A 15,823-nucleotide genomic window follows, 5' to 3' on the forward strand; every position below is an offset into this window, starting at 1 on the left:
AGGCTTAAACAATATCCAGATGACCGATACCGGTGGTCAGGTCACGATCCTTGGATTCCTTGCCGTGCAGCTTGATCTGCAGGCGCAGGTCGTTCAGTGAATCGGCGTTGCGCAGGGCGTCCTCGTAGGTAATCTTGCCGGCCTCGTAAAGGTCGAACAGCGCCTGGTCGAAGGTCTGCATGCCGAGTTCACGGGATTTCTTCATGATTTCCTTGATCTCGTGTACCTCACCCTTGAAGATCAGGTCGGAGATCAGCGGCGAGTTGAGCATCACTTCAATGGCTGCCATGCGGCCCTTGCCATCCTTTTTCGGAATCAGGCGCTGCGAAACCATGGCACGCAGGTTCAGCGAAAGGTCCATCAGCAGTTGCTGGCGACGCTCCTCCGGGAAGAAGTTGATGATCCGGTCAATGGCCTGGTTGGCGCTGTTGGCGTGCAGGGTTGCCAACGCCAGGTGGCCGGTTTCGGCGAAGGCGATGGCGTAGTCCATAGTGTTGCGATCACGGATTTCGCCCATCAGGATGACGTCAGGCGCCTGACGTAGCGTGTTCTTCAGGGCCGGGCCCCAGTCGTCGGTGTCAACGCCGACCTCGCGCTGCGTGACGATGCAGTTCTTGTGATCGTGCACATATTCAATCGGGTCTTCGATCGTGATGATGTGGCCGTAGGAGTTTTCGTTACGGTAATCGACCAACGCCGCCAGCGAGGTCGTCTTGCCGGTGCCGGTACCGCCGACGAAGATGATCAGGCCGCGCTTGGTCATCGCCAGATCCTTCAAGACCGGCGGCAACTGCAATTCGTCCAATGTCGGGATGCTCATGTTGATCGTCCGGCAAACAACGCCGACCCGACCCTGCTGGACCAGCGCGTTGACCCGGAAGCGTCCGATGCCGGCCGGCGAAATCGCAAAGTTACATTCCTTGGTCGCTTCGAACTCGGAGGCCTGGCGATCGTTCATGATCGAGCGCGCCAGTTCGGCCGTATGCTGCGGCGTCAGAATCTGATTCGAGACGGGCGTGATCTTGCCGTCGATCTTGATGGCCGGCGGGAAACCTGCCGTGATGAAAAGGTCCGAGCCTTTCTTCTGCGACATCAGGCGCAAAAGATCGTGCATGAATTTCATTGCTTGATCGCGTTCCATACCGTCCCCTCTGTTGTTCTATTCCCGGCCTGATCAGGCCGGGAATGCGTCCTTGTTGGCCGCCTTGTAGCGAGCCTCGTTGCTCGACACCACATTGCGCCGCACCATGTCGATCAGATTCTGATCCAGCGTCTGCATGCCAAAATTCTGACCGGTCTGGATGGCCGAATACATCTGGGCGACCTTGTTTTCACGAATCAGGTTACGAATGGCCGGCGTGCCGATCATGATTTCGTGCGCCGCGACCCGCCCGCTACCGTCTTTGGTCTTGAGCAAAGTCTGCGAAATGACGGCGCGCAAAGACTCGGACAACATCGAGCGAACCATTTCTTTTTCTGCGGCCGGGAAAACGTCAACCACGCGGTCGACCGTCTTGGCTGCGGACGACGTATGCAGGGTACCGAAAACCAGGTGACCGGTTTCAGCCGCAGTCAGCGCCAGGCGAATGGTCTCCAGATCGCGCATTTCACCGACCAGGATCACGTCCGGATCCTCACGCAGCGCCGAACGCAGGGCGTTGGAGAAAGACAGGGTATGTGGCCCGACTTCGCGCTGGTTGATCAGACACTTCTTCGACTCATGGACGAATTCGATCGGATCTTCGACCGTCAGGATGTGGCCATACTCGTTTTCATTAACGTGATTGACCATCGCCGCCAACGTCGTCGATTTGCCGGAACCGGTCGGCCCGGTAACCAGCACGATACCGCGCGGATACTCCGAAATTTCCTTGAAAATTTTCGGGCAGTTCAACTCTTCAAGCGTCAGCACCTTGGACGGAATGGTCCGGAAAACCGCGGCGGCGCCGCGTTGCTGGTTGAAGGCGTTGACCCGGAAACGCGCCAGGTTGGGGATTTCGAACGAGAAGTCGCACTCCAGCGTTTCTTCGTAAATCTTGCGCTGACCGTCGTTCATGATGTCGTACACCATGCCGTGCACATCCTTGTGCTCCATGGCCGGCAAGTTGATTCGACGGACGTCGCCGTGCACGCGGATCATGGGCGGCAACCCGGACGACAAGTGAAGGTCTGAAGCCTTGTTCTTGACACTGAAGGCCAGCAGTTCGGTGATGTCCATGCGGATCGTCCTCGGAGCGCGTGTATACTTGGTTTGTGGTTAATTCCAAAAGGATTATGAGCGCAATCGCCGACAACCTGCAAGCTGTCCAGAGTCGTATCGCCCTTGCCGCAGCGGCAGCCGGACGTTCGCCGGATACGGTGCGCCTGCTGGCCGTCAGCAAGACATGGCCGCTTGCGTGCATTCTCGAGGCGGCCGAAGCGGGTCAGCGCGCCTTCGGCGAGAATTATGTGCAGGAGGGCATCGACAAGATTGCCGCCATCACTGGCCGCAATCTGGAATGGCACTTTATCGGGCCACTGCAGAGCAACAAATCGCGCCCGGTTGCCGAACACTTTGACTGGGTCCATTCAATCGAGCGCCTGAAAATCGCTGAACGCCTTTCTGCCCAGCGTCCTGCCTTCTTGCCGCCCTTACAGGTCTGCATCCAGGTCAATGTCTCCGGCGAAGCCAGCAAGAGCGGTTGCGCGCCGGATGAAGCCCCGGCCTTGTGCAAAGCGATCGCCGCGCTCCCCGGCCTCCGCCTGCGTGGCCTGATGGCCATCCCCGAGCCGACGGACGACCTCGCTGCCCAGCGCCAGCCGTTTCGCCAGCTCCGGGAAATTTACGAACATATCCGGGCCGCCGGTCTGCCACTCGATACACTCTCCATGGGCATGTCCCACGATCTTGAAGCTGCCATCGCCGAAGGCGCGACCATAGTCCGCATCGGCACGGCCATTTTTGGTGAAAGAAACTACGCATGAAAATCCTTTTCCTTGGCGGCGGCAACATGGCCAACGCGCTGATCGGCGGCATGGTGAAGCAGGGCTTTACTGCAGCGGATATCCACGTGATCGACCCGGGTGAAGAAGCGCGGACAAAACTGGCCAGTGCTTACGGGATCACCTGCCACGCCAGCGCAGATGCCGCACCAGCCTCACCTGATGTACTCGTTCTCGCCGTCAAGCCGCAGCAGATGAAGGAAGCGGTCGCACCGCTGGTTGGCAAACTGGGCAAGGCTGTAGTCATCAGCATCGCCGCCGGACTCGATATGACGGCGCTGTCGCGCTGGCTGGGCGGCCATCGCCAGATCGTCCGCTGCATGCCCAATACACCTGCCCTGATCGGTGCCGGCATCACCGGACTATGTGCTCTACCGGAAGTCAGTGCTGACCAACGCGCCGTCGCTGACCGCGTGCTGCGCGCCGTCGGCACCACCGTCTGGATTGAAGATGAAGCCAAGATCGATGGCGTTACCGCCATCTCCGGCAGCGGCCCGGCCTATGTCTTCCTGTTCATCGAAGCGCTGCAGCAGGCGGCCGCCGATCTCGGCTTCACGCCGGAACAGGGGCGACAACTGGCCATCGAAACCGTCCAGGGCGCCGCCGCGCTGGCCGCACAATCAACCGAGCCGGCTTCTACCCTGCGCGAGCGGGTGACCTCCAAGGGCGGCACAACCGCCGCCGCCCTGAACGTGATGGCCGAACGCGGCGTCAAAGAAGGCATCGTTGCCGGCTGTATGGCGGCCGCAGCGCGCGGGCAGGAACTCGGCAAGATACTTGGGGCTGACTGATGCAGGCCATCGCCTTTTTGCTCGACGCTGTTGTCAGCTTTTTCTGCAGCTTGTTTTTGCTGCGTTTCATGATGCAGGCAATGCGGGTTTCTTTCGCCGGACAGATCGGCGACTTCGTCGTCAAGCTGACCAACTGGGCAGTCAAACCGCTGCGCCGAGTCATCCCCGGGGCCGGCGGCTTCGACTGGGCCAGCCTGATTGCCGCCCTCGCCGCACAACTGCTGCTATCGGTCCTGCTGATCGGACTGGCGGGCCCATCTTTGAACGCCGACCCGGGCAGCATCACGCTGATGGCACTCTGGTTTGCCGCGCGCGCGGTACTCCGCCTGGCGGTCTATATCCTGATCGGTGCATTGATCCTGCAGGCCGTACTGTCGTGGATCAATCCCTATTCGCCATTGGCGGCCCCGGCCTATCAGCTGACCCGCCCCCTCCTCGACCCGATCCGCCGCATCCTGCCGACCATTTCCGGCATCGACCTGTCGCCGCTGGTCGCTATCCTGCTACTGCAGGTTGTGCTGATGCTCCTGTGAGCGATTGGTATCGCGTCGCCGGCGACGGCCGCATCACACTGACTCTCCACATCCAGCCCGGCGCCAAGAAAACGGAATTCGCCGGGCTGCATGGCGATGCGCTGAAAATCCGCCTCGCCGCACCGCCGGTCGACGGCAAGGCCAACGAGGCACTGATCAAGTTTGTTGCCGAAACACTGGGGCTGGCTAAATCTTCGGTCAGCCTGAAGAGCGGGCAGACTTCACGGCGCAAGGTGCTGGAAGTCCTTGGCGCCAATGCCACGACTATCGCCGGGCTGGCCGCCTGAAAAGACAAGCAGCCTAAGAAACGACTGCTTGCCCGCCATAAGCGCAATTTATTTCTTTACCGCAGCCTTGGCTGGGCTGTCACCCACCGTCAATTCGCTGCGCAGTTTGGCGACGCTTTTCTCGCCAAAACCTTTGACGCCTTTCAGGTCATCCACCGATTTGAAGGGGCCGTTCTTGGTCCGGTAATCGACAATGGCTTTCGCTTTGCTTGGGCCAACGCCCTTGATGCCATCAAGTTCGTCGACGCTGGCGGTGTTGAGATTTACCGCAGCATAAGCCAGACTGATGCTGGACAAAAGAACAAGAATCAGGGCTAGTAAGCGTTTCATCGGGTGCTCCTCCATATTGAAAAATTATCGCGCTGCACAAGACAACGGCCTCACCGGAACACCCGGTGAGGCCGTTTAATTATATTCAATATGAATAGTTTATTCCAAAAGCATCAACCTCACGCCTGATAGACAAGCCGTCCGCCGACCAGCGTCGCCTTGACCTGGCCGGTCATCATGTAGCCCAGCCACGGTGAATTCTTGCCGCGGCTCTTCAGGGCTTCCGGCGTCAGCTGCCAGTTTGCCTCCGGGTCGAAGATGCAGATGTCAGCCATCGCACCGAACGCCAGTTGACCACTGGCCAAACCAAGCACTGCGGCCGGCGCAGAGGTGATACGGGCCAGCGCAGTCGGCAGGTCGACCTTGGCGGCCTCGGCCCACTTCAGGGTCAGCGGCAGCAACACTTCGAGGCCGGTAGCGCCCGGCTTGGCTTCGCCAAAGGGCAATAATTTATCGTCAGCACCGACCGGGGTGTGGTCAGAGCAAATGGCGGCCCAACCCGTCACTACGGCATCGGACAGTGCCTGCCGGTCATTCTGGGTACGCAGCGGCGGGCAGAAACGGGCGTGCGGATTGAAGTAGCCAATGTCGTTTTCTGTCAGCAACAGGTGATGCACACCGACGTCACAGGTGATCGGCAGGTCATCGTGCTGGGCGCGGTGCACCAATGCCATACCGGCGGCGGATGAAATACGGGTGAGGTGCACACGGCAGCCGGTAATCCGCACCAGTTGGATGATGGTGCCAATGGCGATGGTCTCGGCGGCGACGGGAATGCCGGCCAGGCCGAGGCGGCTCGCCACTTCGCCCTCGTGGGCGATGCCATTGCGCGACAGCCAGTAATCCTGCGGTTGCAGCCAGACGGCAAAATCGAAGGTCGCAGCGTATTCCATGGCACGCAGCAAGGCCTCAGTGTCAACCACTGGCTTGTTGTCCTGTGAGAAAGCGACGCAGCCTGCCTTCTTCAGGCCGGCCAGTTCGGCCAGACGCTCGCCCTTGAGGCCCAGCGTCAGGGCGCCGAGCGGCAGCACACGTGCCTTGCCGATTTCCTCGCCGCGATGCACAAGGCGATCTGCCAACTCGGGTTCGTCCAGCGGCGGATCCGCATCCGGCGGCACGACCACCGAGGTTACGCCCCCGGCGACGGCCGCAGCCAGTTCGGCCTCGATGCTGTTCAGGCGGGCGCCAAGGTCGATCAGGCCGGGGCAGACCACGCAACTGGCTGCGTCGATGCTCTGCTCGGCGACAAAGCCGGCCGGCGCCTCGCCAATACCGGCCACCTTGCCATCCGCGATATACAGCGAGGTATTGCTGCGGTCGATGCCGTTTTTCGGATCAATGACACGGCCATTCTTGATTTCGATGTTCATATCAGTTCCCCGCAACAATGCTCATGACGGCCATGCGCACGGCAATGCCGAAGGTGACCTGAGGCAGGATGACGGCCTGCGGTCCGTCGGCCACCGCCGAGTGGATTTCGACGCCACGGTTCATCGGCCCCGGATGCATCACGATGGCATCCGGCTTGGCCAGCGCCAATTTCTGCGGCGTCAGGCCGTAGTGGCGGAAGTATTCGCCAGCCGAAGGCAGCAGTGCGCCGGTCATCCGTTCGTTCTGCAGGCGCAGCATGATGACCACATCAACGTCTTTCAAACCTTCGTTCATGTCGTGGAAGACATGCACGCCGAGCTTGTCGAGATGCTTGGGCAGCAGGGTTTCCGGGCCAATGGCACGAACTTCCGGCACGCCGAGCGTGGTCAGCGCATGGATATCGGAGCGGGCGACACGCGAATGCAGAATGTCGCCGACGATGGCCACACGCAGTTGCGTGAAATCCTTCTTGTAGTGGCGGATCGTGTACATATCGAGCAGACCCTGCGTCGGGTGGGCATGTCGTCCGTCACCGGCATTGACAACGTGGATGTCGTCGCGGCCGACACGATGCAGGTGCTCGGCAATCAGGTAGGGCGCACCACTCGAAGCATGGCGCACAACGAACAGGTTGGCGTGCATGGCGCACAGGTTGTCGATGGTGTCGAGCAGGGTCTCGCCCTTGCTGGCTGAAGATTTATTGATGTCGAGGTTGATGACGTCGGCCGACAGGCGCTTGGCGGCAATCTCGAAGGTGGTGCGCGTGCGCGTCGAGTTCTCGAAGAACAGGTTGAAGACGCTCTTGCCACGCAGCAAGGGCACCTTCTTGACCTCACGGGCCGAGACTTCCATGAAGGATTCGGCTGTGTCGAGAATCTGGTTCAGGATGGTCTTGGGCAGACCTTCAACGGACAACAGATGGCTGAGTTCGCCGTTCTTGTTCAACTGCGGGTTATGCATTTTCCAGCCTCCAGGCGAGTTGACCGGCATCGTTGCGGGCGAGGACCAGACTCTGCCCTTCGCTCAGATCCACGTCCCAGACGCAGTAAGTGGCGCCAATCGGCAGTTCGCGTCCGCCACGATCGGCGAGCAGTGCCAGTTCAACCGCCGCCGGACGACCGTAGTCGAACAGTTCATTGATCGCCGCCCGGGTTGTGCGGCCCGTATAGAGCACGTCATCCACCAGAATGATGTGGCGCCCCTCGACATCGAACGGAATGACTGTCGGTCGGCACTGGGGATGCAGGCCTTTTTCGGCAAAGTCGTCGCGGTAGAAGGAGACATCAATCATTCCAATGCCTTCCGACAGGCCGAGCAGCGCTTTAAGTCGCTCGGCGACCCAGGCGCCGCCGCTGAAAATACCGACCAGCGCGGGGTTCTTGTGCAAATGAGGACGAATCAGGTCAGCCAGTTGGCGACACTGAGCCTCGGCATCAGGCAGAGGGTTGGGCAGGGATGACATGGTGCGGGCTTTCGAACCAGGTTTGAAGGATAAGTTGAGCCGCTACGGCATCGAGCAGCGGCTTGGCGGTCTTGCTGTTACGGCCGGTCTCACGCAAGCGCGCTTCGGCATCGAGCGACGTCAGGCGTTCGTCGGCATAGGAAACCGGCAAATTGAAGCGTCTTGCCAGACGTTCTCCGAATTTTGTCGCCAAGCGCGTCATTTCATGCGGCGTTCCGTCGGCATGGGTTGGCAGCCCGACCACCAGTTGCTCCGGTTGCCATTCGGCCACCAGCTTGCCGATGGCGGCGAAACGGTCTTCATTGGACTCGGCGTGGATAGTAGTCAGCGGGTGGGCGGAACAGAGCATGGTTTCACCGGTGGCAACGCCGATGCGCTTTTCGCCAAAATCGAAAGCGAGAATGGTCCCCACGGGCTCAGGCGTGTCCGGCAACGTCGGAAAGCTGGGTAAAGCTGATGCCGAGTTTCTGCATGGCGGCAGGCAGGCGCTCTTCGGGCGGCAGATCGAACAGGATGCTGGCCTTGGCCGGCACGGTCAGCCAGGAGTTCTGGGCCAGTTCTTCTTCAAGCTGTCCGGCATCCCAGCCGGCATAACCCAGGGTGACCAGGATTTCCGCCGGCAAGCCGGCACTACCGACTGAATTCAGCACATCGCGCGAACTGGTCAGGCCGACATCGGTATTGACCGCCAGCGTGGACTGCCATTGGCCAATTGGACGATGGAGTACAAAGCCACGGTCCAGCTGAACAGGACCACCGAAATAAACCGGCAGGTTGGCGAGATTCGTCGCCTCCAGCTTGATATCAATTTTTTCAAGCAACCCGGCCAGATTCATGTCGATCGGCCGATTGACAATGATGCCCAGCGCACCGTTCTCATTGTGTTCGCAGATATAGACCAGCGCGTTGGAAAAGTACGGATCTTCCAGCGTTGGCATGGCAATGAGAAAGTTGTCGGTCAGATTGACGTTGTCCATGACTGGAATTTTAATCGCCGGGGAGGTACAAACCAACCATGAACAAAGAAAAAGCCCTTGTCTGGTTCCGTCGCGACCTGCGTGACCATGACCACGCCGCCCTGAGCGCGGCCCTCGCCGAGGCGCAGCAGGTTTATTGCGCCTTTGTTTTCGATAGCAACATCCTCGACGCGCTGCCCACACGCCACGACCGCCGGGTGCATTTCATCCGTGAATCACTGATTGAGCTGGATATGGCTTTGCGCGCCAAAGGCGGCGGGCTGATCGTTCGCCATGGCCGGGCAGTCGACGAAATCCCCGCACTGGCCAGCCAGCTTGGCGTATCGGCCATTTTCACCAACCGGGACTACGAACCCTCGGCCAAGCGCCGCGATGCCCTGGTGGCCGAACAACTCCAGGCTGACGGCATTGCCTTCCACGGCTTCAAGGATCAAGCCATTTTTGACGGCGATGAAGTACTAACGCAGGCGGGGAAAGCCTTTTCTGTCTTCACGCCCTACAAGAATGCCTGGCTGAAACGCCTGACCGCAGCCGACTGCGCCACCTGGCCCTGCACTGGGCAACTGGCCGGCCAGGAGCTGGCAGGCGTTCCAAGGCTAGATGAGATCGGCTTCACTCCCACTGATCTTGTCCAACTCGGCATCCAGCCGGGCATGTCCGGCGCCGAGGCACTTTGGGATGATTTTGCCGGCGGCCGTATCGTGCGCTATGGCAGCTTGCGTGACTTTCCTGCCGTGAAAGGCGTCTCCTATCTGTCCGTCCATCTGCGCTTCGGGACGATCTCGATTCGCCAACTGGTGCGCAAGGCGCTGGAACAAAAGGCCGACACCTGGCTCAGTGAACTGATCTGGCGCGACTTCTACTTCATGATTCTCGACCACTTCCCCCATGTCGTCGGACATGCCTTCAAGCCGGAATACGATGCGATTCAGTGGGCCAATCGCCCCGAGGCATTTGCGGCCTGGTGCGAGGGTCGCACCGGTTATCCGCTAGTCGATGCTGCCATGCGCCAGCTCAATCACAGCGGCTGGATGCACAACCGCCTGCGCATGGTGGTCGCCTCCTTCCTGACCAAGGATCTCGGCCTGGACTGGCGACTCGGTGAGCAATATTTCGCCGAGCAACTCAACGACTTCGATCTGTCGGCCAACAACGGTGGCTGGCAGTGGGCCTCATCAAGCGGCTGCGATGCCCAGCCCTATTTCCGGATTTTCAATCCGATCACGCAGTCTGAAAAATTCGATGCAGAAGGCAAGTTCATCCGCCGCTACGTACCGGAGCTGGCCAAAGTGCCGGACAAGTACATTCATGCACCATGGAAGATGGGACGCATCGAGCAGGAAGCCCTAGGGGTGGTGATCGGCCGTGACTACCCGGCGCCGATCATCGATCACGCAACGGCCAGGGATGAGACCCTGGCCCGTTACGCAGTCGTCAAGAAACAGGCCTAGTGGGCCCGTCTTTCCTTGGTATAGCCTTCGACGAGGCTGAGCAATTCCACTTCGTCGTAGGGCTTGCCGAGGTAGTGGTTAGCCCCGATTTCCAGCGCGTAGTTGCGATGCTTGTCGGCCGTCCGTGAGGTGATCATGATGATCGGCACAGAACGCAGACGCTCCTCAGCACGAATATTGCGCACCAGATCGAAGCCGTCCATGCGCGGCATTTCGATGTCGGACAGAATAACATCCGGCATCACGTCGATCAGTTGCTCCAGGGCATCGACGCCATCCTTGGCCAGGATGACCTGATAACCTTCGCGCATCAGCAGGCGGCTGGTAATCTTGCGCACCGTCAGCGAGTCGTCAACCACCATCACCGTCGGCTGGGTTTCCATCGCCGTGGCGACTGGCTCCGGCGCCGCCGGTACAGCCGCCACTGCAGCTGGCGCACCGAGCACCGGCACGCGGCTGGCCAATGCCACCGGATTCAGGATCAGCACGACTCGACCGTCGCCAAGCACCGTGGCACCAGCGATACCGACCACCCGCGCCAGTTGCACACCAATATTTTTGACGACAACTTCCTGATTACCCTTGAGCTCATCGACCAGAATCGCCACCCGTTGCGAACCCGAGCGCAGCAACAGCACCCAGTATTGGCGATGCAATTCCGGCACTGCCTCGGTGTCACCGAGCAGATGCGGCAGGTATTGGAAGGGGTAACGATTGCCCTGCCAGGTCACTTCGCCTTGCTCGCGGTACGCAGCCAGTGCCTTTTCCTTCATTTCCATGACCTGTTCGATCATCGTTGAAGGTACTGCGTAGAGGTGGCTGCCAGCCCGGATCAACAAGGTCTGTGTCACCGCCAGCGTCAGCGGCAGGTAGAGGCGGAAGGTCGTTCCACGCCCAGCCTCCGACAGGATTTCAATGCGCCCGCCGAGTTCTGCGACTTCCGTCTTCACGACGTCCATACCGACACCACGACCAGCCAACTGGGTCAGCTCAGTCGCCGTCGAGAAACCTGGCTGGAAGATGAAGTCGTACAGCGTTGCCTCATCGGCTGCCTGCCCTGGCTGGAGCAGGCCCATGGCCTCGGCACGGGCGCGGATGCGAGTAGTATCCAGCCCCTTGCCGTCGTCGGACATGGCAAGAATGATTTCATTGCCTTCCTGGGCGATCTTGACGACGATTTCGCCCGCCTCCTGCTTGCCGGCAGCAAGACGCTGATCGCGCTCTTCGATACCGTGCGTCACAGCATTGCGCAGCATGTGCTCAATCGGCGCCAGCATCTTGTCGAGCACCGAGCGGTCGATATCGACCTGGCCACCGATAATATCCAGATTGGCCCGCTTGCCGGTTTCCTTGGCGGTCTGCCGGACGATACGATACAGGCGCTCTGTCTGGCTGGCGAACGGCAACATGCGCACGCCCATGAGTTCTTGCTGCAGGCTGCGATTCAGGCGCGACTGCGCCAGAATCGCAGCATTGGCGTCATCGAGATTCTTCAGGAGGTTTTGCTGAACGGTTGCCACGTCATTGACCGATTCGGCCATGAAGCGCGTCAATTCCTGGAAGCGCGTGAAGCGATCAAGCTCCAGCGGATCGAAATCAGCATCGCCTTCCGGAGTATGTGCAACGTGCGCCTGAATCTGCGACTCAGCCTGAATTTCAATTTCGCGCAACTGACGACGCAGACGAATGACGTTTTCTGTCAATTCAAGCAGCGAGCCTTTCAGGCTGCGCATTTCACCTTCGATCCGGGTCCGGGCAATGGACAATTCGCCCGCTTCATTGACCAAGCGATCAATCAGGTCAGCTCGTACACGCAGCGTGGCGCGTTGGCCGGCGGCATCGGTTTCCGCTTCCGCTTCGACATGAAGAGGCTGCACGACCGCAGGTGCCGTCGTTTCGCCAGTGACCGCGGGAACTTCCTCAACGACGGCTTCCTGCGGCCCGGCACGCAAGCGTTCAACCGCTTGCACCAGGGCGTCGCACCCGGTTTCAATTTCGTCAATGAACACCGGCGTTGCCTGACCTGCCCGCATGGCCTCTTCGACCCGGGCTTCGAGCATGTGCGTTACTTCACCGAGGTTCATCGCCCCTGCCATCCGGGCACTACCCTTGAAGGTATGCATCAGACGGGCAATGGCCTTGGGCGCCGCGGCGCCAGCCGGATCACCGCGCCAGGCGCGAAGTTGCGCCGTCAGGTCACGCGTCAGATCAACGGCTTCTTCAAGGAAGATGGGCAGTAGCTGTTCGTCGAATTCATCAGTCAGTTGGGGCAAGACCGGTGCGGGTGCAATTGCAGCAGGCTCCGGCTCGATTTCTGCCACGGCACTCTGCGTACCCGGCAGTTGAATGATCTCGGCGCTTGTCGGCGGAACCGACTCCTCAACAGGCGCGGGATGATAGATGTCATCCAGTGCAGAAATCAGTTGTTGCTGCTCGTCCGGCGCCCGCTGCTGCGCCAGTGCGTCGAACATCCCCTCGAGGGTAATAATGCTCTGCCGCACGGTTTCCAGCCCTTCGATACTCTCCGGGTGAGCCGAACCATCGCGGCGCAACAAGGCGTGCTCAAGCGCAAGGGCCAGGCGATGCAGTGGCATCAGGCCAACGGTGGCAGCAATACCACCGAGGGTATGGGCAGCACGCGTCATTTCGAAAGTCGTGGGCCCGGACGGATTGGCATCGAGCACTGCGTAGCTGTCGACCAACGTCTGCAGATAGCCGCGTGCTTCATCGCGGAAGATATCGTACAAAGTTGGCGATGCCGTGACCATCGCCGGAATGCTCGGCAACACGACCTCTGGTTCAGGCTCTTCAGTCGGCGGGAGCGACTCATCTTCCGGAACAGCCACGAGCTCTATGACTTCAGGCAACGCCTCGGCAACGGGCAATTCTGCGGCAACGAACTGCTCCACTTCGGGCGCGCCACCATCCATCTCCGGCGCCAACTGGAGCAAATCGGGTTCCGGAACCGCTGCGAAGTCTATGACCTCAGGCAATTCCTCGGCAACAGTCGACTCAGGCACAACAATCTGCTCTACACCGAACACACCGATCGCAGCCTCAGCCTCAGCCTCAGCCTCAGCCTCAGCCTCAGCCTCAGCCTCAGCCTCCGGTTCCGGTTCCGGTTCCGGTTCCGGTTCCGGTTCCGGTTCCGGCAGTTGGATTTGCTCTGTAACAAGCGGTTCAACTTCTACCGGCGCCACAGCGACGGGAGCTGGTTCAAGGCCACGCAGGCGGCCGGCCAGGGCGACCAGCGCAGACGGATCTGGTGCCATGCCCTCGCCGGATTCAAGATACCGCACCCAGGTCGAGAACAACGCATGTTCGTCCTCGATCATCTGCATCAGTTCCGGCGTTGCCCACTGATCCTGGCGCAACCAGATATTCAAGGTCTGTTCGATTTCCCACGCGGCTTCGCCCAGGTCATTCAAACCGACCATGCGCCCACTGCCCTTGAGGGTGTGCGTGGAACGACGAATTGTCGTCAGCGCTTCAACATTATGCGGATCAGCGACGAGCAAGGTCTTCTGCTCACTCATCGTGGCCAGGACTTCGTTGGCTTCCTCAAGGAAAATCGACAGCAGTTCGGCGTCGATTGCCTCGTGGGTCGATTCGGCAAGCTGAAGCGTTTCGGCCGAAGGGGCAGTCACCTCTGGCTGCTGAGGCTTCAGGGCTGCCAGCGCGGCGTCAACACTTTCGCCGGCCAGATCACCGGTTTTCAACGCTTCCAGGGCCGCCTTGGCAGTTTCTCCCAACTCATGATTCGCCACGAGATCGGCATCCTGCTTGAGCGCCTGCAGATTCTGCTTGAGCTCCTGCTGCAGACGCTCGTCTTCCGGTGTCTCTTTCAGCGCTGCAACCAGGGCATGAGTATCGCGTGCCTGCTGGGCCAGTTGCGTTTCGACACTAGGCGCCAACTCGCTCTCTGCGGAGAGATCGTCAGCCTCTTCATCAATCGCCTTGGAACCCTGTATCCGATTGACGAAAGCCTCGAAATCGGTTTCTCCACTGGGCAAGGCATCGACAAAGAAGCCAAGGATGGACAACTGCTGGGCGATTTTCTCGAAATCTTCCGGCGAATGGGTGGAACCCGGCTCGGCAAAGCGATGGATTTGCTCTCCGCAATCCTTGACGCTGGCCGTTGCGCCCATGTGGCCGAGCATCGCCAGCGCACCGGCGATCTGTTTCAGTGGCCCATCAAGTGGTGCCAGATCGTGCTCGGCCGAGGGATCTCTGAAGAAGGCATCGAGCGATTGCTCGACTTGCGCCAGATTGTTCTGAATTTCCCGGGCGACCTGACTGATCAGTAGCTTTTCCTGAGCCCGACGGGTCATTTCGTCGAGCAAGGGCAGCGCTTCGTCGGTCGCAGGTCGGCCCGCAATGCACGCGTAAAGCCGGGCAACCATCAGATCGACCTGCTGGGCGAAATCGGTCCCCAGGCGCTTGAAACTTTCCTGAGCGTTCTGCAAGAGAAGGATGGCCGTTGCCACTTCCATCGCCACCGTATCGGAGTGGCGCGTCGGGTCTTCGGTCAGCCAGTTGGCTATAGCGCCCAATCCCTGCCCAAGCCGTTTCAGGTCGGTATGAGCAATTTCCTCGGTCAGGCTGGCAACGCTTCTCGCCTGCTCGGCAAAGGCGGCAAGGCTGGCCGGACTACCGGCGGCACAAACCTTGTTCCACGATTCTTCGACACTGCCCAGCACCTCGCGCAGGCGGCGCAGCACGGCATCCTGCGGCAAGGTTGCAGTCGCAGCGGCGGAGGGAAGCTGTGACGGCAAGCTGAAGGTCGACTGAACCTGCGTTACAACATTGCTCAAGCCGGCCGGCGCTTGAGCAACGTGATAGAGCGCTTCACGCATCAGGCGTTCGGCAAGACTGCTTGACCCTTCGAGCAAACGACGAATCTGCAGGTCGATGCGAGCACTGACCTGACGAACCGAACCATCAGCACTGACGGCCGGATCTTTCAAAGCCTCGATAAAAGCCTGGGCAGTCCACCAGAATGATCGCGCCGCCGGAGTTTCCTGAGTGGCCTCGATACCCGCCAGGGCAGCCAGCATCATCTGGCGCCCCGCCTCGGCTTCAGCCGGCTTGGTCAGCCAGCAGAGCAGGCCTTTCTGGTAACGTCCCCGCTCGGCCTTCAGCAACTGGCGCAGTTCATCCTGTGCCAAGTGTTTGCCGGCAGTGACCCGCTTGGGTGGGCGCAACGAGAGATCAGGGAAAAACAGATCACTGGCCCGCGCCATCGGCAACCCACGGACCTTGGCCAATGCGAGATAGACCGGTAGCAGGCGAAGCGGCTGGTTGGGCTCGCCGGCCATCAGCTCATCAAGATAGAGGCGTATTCCCGCCAAGGCCTGATGAACGGCCGCAACAGCCGCATCATCAGATGCCTGCCGACCATCCTCCATTGCCGAGAGCAAGGATTCCAGCGACTCGGTGACCTGCGTTATGCCATCCAGCCCAACAATCGCCAATGCGCCATGCACCTGGTGAACATGGGTGCGGCAAAACTTGAGCTGCGTGTCGTCGGCACCCGAGACATGCAGGCTAAAAGCCTCCTCTGCCCGTTCCAGTGCCAGATCAATCTCACCCTTGACCCAGGTCAGGGGGCCCAAATCAAATTCAGTTGCCGCGTTCAT

At 60.1% G+C, this 15,823-nt stretch carries 14 protein-coding genes; 5 read left to right on the plus strand and 9 right to left on the minus strand.

Annotation, left to right across the window (positions count from 1 at the left end):
* Positions 1-4: 4 nt before the first annotated feature.
* Both KI617_RS18545 and KI617_RS18550 read right to left on the minus strand, forming a co-directional pair.
* A complete protein-coding gene (locus tag KI617_RS18545; protein ID WP_319004126.1) occupies positions 5-1,141 on the minus strand; it encodes a PilT/PilU family type 4a pilus ATPase in 1,137 nt (378 codons plus the stop codon).
* 33 nt (positions 1,142-1,174) lie between these two features.
* A complete protein-coding gene (locus KI617_RS18550) occupies positions 1,175-2,218 on the minus strand; it encodes a type IV pilus twitching motility protein PilT (protein WP_226448844.1) in 1,044 nt (347 codons plus the stop codon).
* Between the two features lie 56 nt (positions 2,219-2,274).
* Here KI617_RS18550 and KI617_RS18555 point away from each other — a divergent pair, with 56 nt between their 5' ends.
* From KI617_RS18555 to KI617_RS18570, 4 genes are read left to right on the plus strand one after another with little or no spacing between them, the layout of a single operon-like run.
* Positions 2,275-2,964 (plus strand): YggS family pyridoxal phosphate-dependent enzyme, encoded by a 690-nt coding sequence (locus KI617_RS18555; RefSeq protein ID WP_226448846.1) that lies wholly within the window; start codon positions 2,275-2,277, stop codon positions 2,962-2,964.
* Positions 2,961-3,773 (plus strand): pyrroline-5-carboxylate reductase, encoded by an 813-nt coding sequence (gene proC / locus KI617_RS18560; RefSeq protein WP_226448848.1) that lies wholly within the window; start codon positions 2,961-2,963, stop codon positions 3,771-3,773. The genes KI617_RS18555 and proC overlap by 4 nt, the downstream gene beginning before the upstream one ends.
* A complete protein-coding gene (locus tag KI617_RS18565; RefSeq protein ID WP_226448850.1) occupies positions 3,773-4,306 on the plus strand; it encodes a YggT family protein in 534 nt (177 codons plus the stop codon). The genes proC and KI617_RS18565 overlap by 1 nt, the downstream gene beginning before the upstream one ends.
* On the plus strand, positions 4,303-4,593 hold the full coding sequence (locus KI617_RS18570) for a DUF167 domain-containing protein (protein ID WP_226448851.1): 291 nt from the start codon (positions 4,303-4,305) through the stop codon (positions 4,591-4,593). The genes KI617_RS18565 and KI617_RS18570 overlap by 4 nt, the downstream gene beginning before the upstream one ends.
* Positions 4,594-4,641: 48 nt before the next feature.
* Here KI617_RS18570 and KI617_RS18575 read toward each other — a convergent pair whose 3' ends face one another.
* The 6 genes from KI617_RS18575 to KI617_RS18600 all read right to left on the minus strand — a co-directional run bounded on the left by KI617_RS18575 (position 4,642) and on the right by KI617_RS18600 (position 8,733).
* A complete protein-coding gene (locus KI617_RS18575; protein WP_226448853.1) occupies positions 4,642-4,923 on the minus strand; it encodes a ComEA family DNA-binding protein in 282 nt (93 codons plus the stop codon).
* A 119-nt stretch (positions 4,924-5,042) separates the two neighbouring features.
* Positions 5,043-6,293, minus strand: coding sequence for a dihydroorotase (locus tag KI617_RS18580; protein WP_226448855.1), 1,251 nt, complete (start codon positions 6,291-6,293; stop codon positions 5,043-5,045).
* A gap of 1 nt (position 6,294) precedes the next feature.
* Positions 6,295-7,254: an aspartate carbamoyltransferase catalytic subunit gene (locus tag KI617_RS18585; protein ID WP_226448856.1), complete on the minus strand. Its 960-nt coding sequence runs from the start codon at positions 7,252-7,254 to the stop codon at positions 6,295-6,297.
* A complete protein-coding gene (gene pyrR, locus KI617_RS18590; protein ID WP_226448858.1) occupies positions 7,247-7,756 on the minus strand; it encodes a bifunctional pyr operon transcriptional regulator/uracil phosphoribosyltransferase PyrR in 510 nt (169 codons plus the stop codon). Before pyrR ends, KI617_RS18585 begins: the two co-directional genes overlap by 8 nt.
* Complete coding sequence (ruvX, locus tag KI617_RS18595) at positions 7,728-8,168, minus strand: Holliday junction resolvase RuvX (RefSeq protein WP_226448860.1); 441 nt, start codon at positions 8,166-8,168, stop codon at positions 7,728-7,730. Before ruvX ends, pyrR begins: the two co-directional genes overlap by 29 nt.
* Positions 8,169-8,172: 4 nt before the next feature.
* Positions 8,173-8,733, minus strand: coding sequence for a YqgE/AlgH family protein (locus tag KI617_RS18600; protein ID WP_226448862.1), 561 nt, complete (start codon positions 8,731-8,733; stop codon positions 8,173-8,175).
* A gap of 38 nt (positions 8,734-8,771) precedes the next feature.
* On the opposite strand from KI617_RS18600, the gene KI617_RS18605 reads away from it, so the two are divergent.
* Positions 8,772-10,184, plus strand: coding sequence for a cryptochrome/photolyase family protein (locus tag KI617_RS18605; protein WP_226448864.1), 1,413 nt, complete (start codon positions 8,772-8,774; stop codon positions 10,182-10,184).
* Here the strand turns inward: KI617_RS18605 and KI617_RS18610 are convergent.
* The gene (locus tag KI617_RS18610) at positions 10,181-15,823 is read right to left on the minus strand and encodes a hybrid sensor histidine kinase/response regulator (RefSeq protein WP_226448866.1); all 5,643 of its coding nucleotides are present in this window, start codon (positions 15,821-15,823) and stop codon (positions 10,181-10,183) included. The genes KI617_RS18605 and KI617_RS18610 overlap by 4 nt on opposite strands.

The organism is Ferribacterium limneticum, assembly GCF_020510625.1.
Taxonomy (GTDB): Bacteria; Pseudomonadota; Gammaproteobacteria; order Burkholderiales; family Rhodocyclaceae; genus Azonexus; species Azonexus limneticus_A.

What these genes read in the sequence shown, in the direction of transcription:
- KI617_RS18605 (WP_226448864.1), top strand. Translation starts at nt 8,772, where the DNA reads ATGAACAAAGAAAAAGCCCTTGTCTGGTTCCGTCGCGACCTGCGTGAC.
- KI617_RS18550 (WP_226448844.1), bottom strand. Translation starts at nt 2,218, where the DNA reads ATGGACATCACCGAACTGCTGGCCTTCAGTGTCAAGAACAAGGCTTCA.
- KI617_RS18545 (WP_319004126.1), bottom strand. Translation starts at nt 1,141, where the DNA reads ATGGAACGCGATCAAGCAATGAAATTCATGCACGATCTTTTGCGCCTG.
- KI617_RS18580 (WP_226448855.1), bottom strand. Translation starts at nt 6,293, where the DNA reads ATGAACATCGAAATCAAGAATGGCCGTGTCATTGATCCGAAAAACGGC.
- KI617_RS18600 (WP_226448862.1), bottom strand. Translation starts at nt 8,733, where the DNA reads ATGGACAACGTCAATCTGACCGACAACTTTCTCATTGCCATGCCAACG.
- KI617_RS18555 (WP_226448846.1), top strand. Translation starts at nt 2,275, where the DNA reads ATGAGCGCAATCGCCGACAACCTGCAAGCTGTCCAGAGTCGTATCGCC.
- KI617_RS18610 (WP_226448866.1), bottom strand. Translation starts at nt 15,823, where the DNA reads ATGAACGCGGCAACTGAATTTGATTTGGGCCCCCTGACCTGGGTCAAG.
- pyrR (WP_226448858.1), bottom strand. Translation starts at nt 7,756, where the DNA reads ATGTCATCCCTGCCCAACCCTCTGCCTGATGCCGAGGCTCAGTGTCGC.
- proC (WP_226448848.1), top strand. Translation starts at nt 2,961, where the DNA reads ATGAAAATCCTTTTCCTTGGCGGCGGCAACATGGCCAACGCGCTGATC.
- KI617_RS18565 (WP_226448850.1), top strand. Translation starts at nt 3,773, where the DNA reads ATGCAGGCCATCGCCTTTTTGCTCGACGCTGTTGTCAGCTTTTTCTGC.
- KI617_RS18585 (WP_226448856.1), bottom strand. Translation starts at nt 7,254, where the DNA reads ATGCATAACCCGCAGTTGAACAAGAACGGCGAACTCAGCCATCTGTTG.
- KI617_RS18575 (WP_226448853.1), bottom strand. Translation starts at nt 4,923, where the DNA reads ATGAAACGCTTACTAGCCCTGATTCTTGTTCTTTTGTCCAGCATCAGT.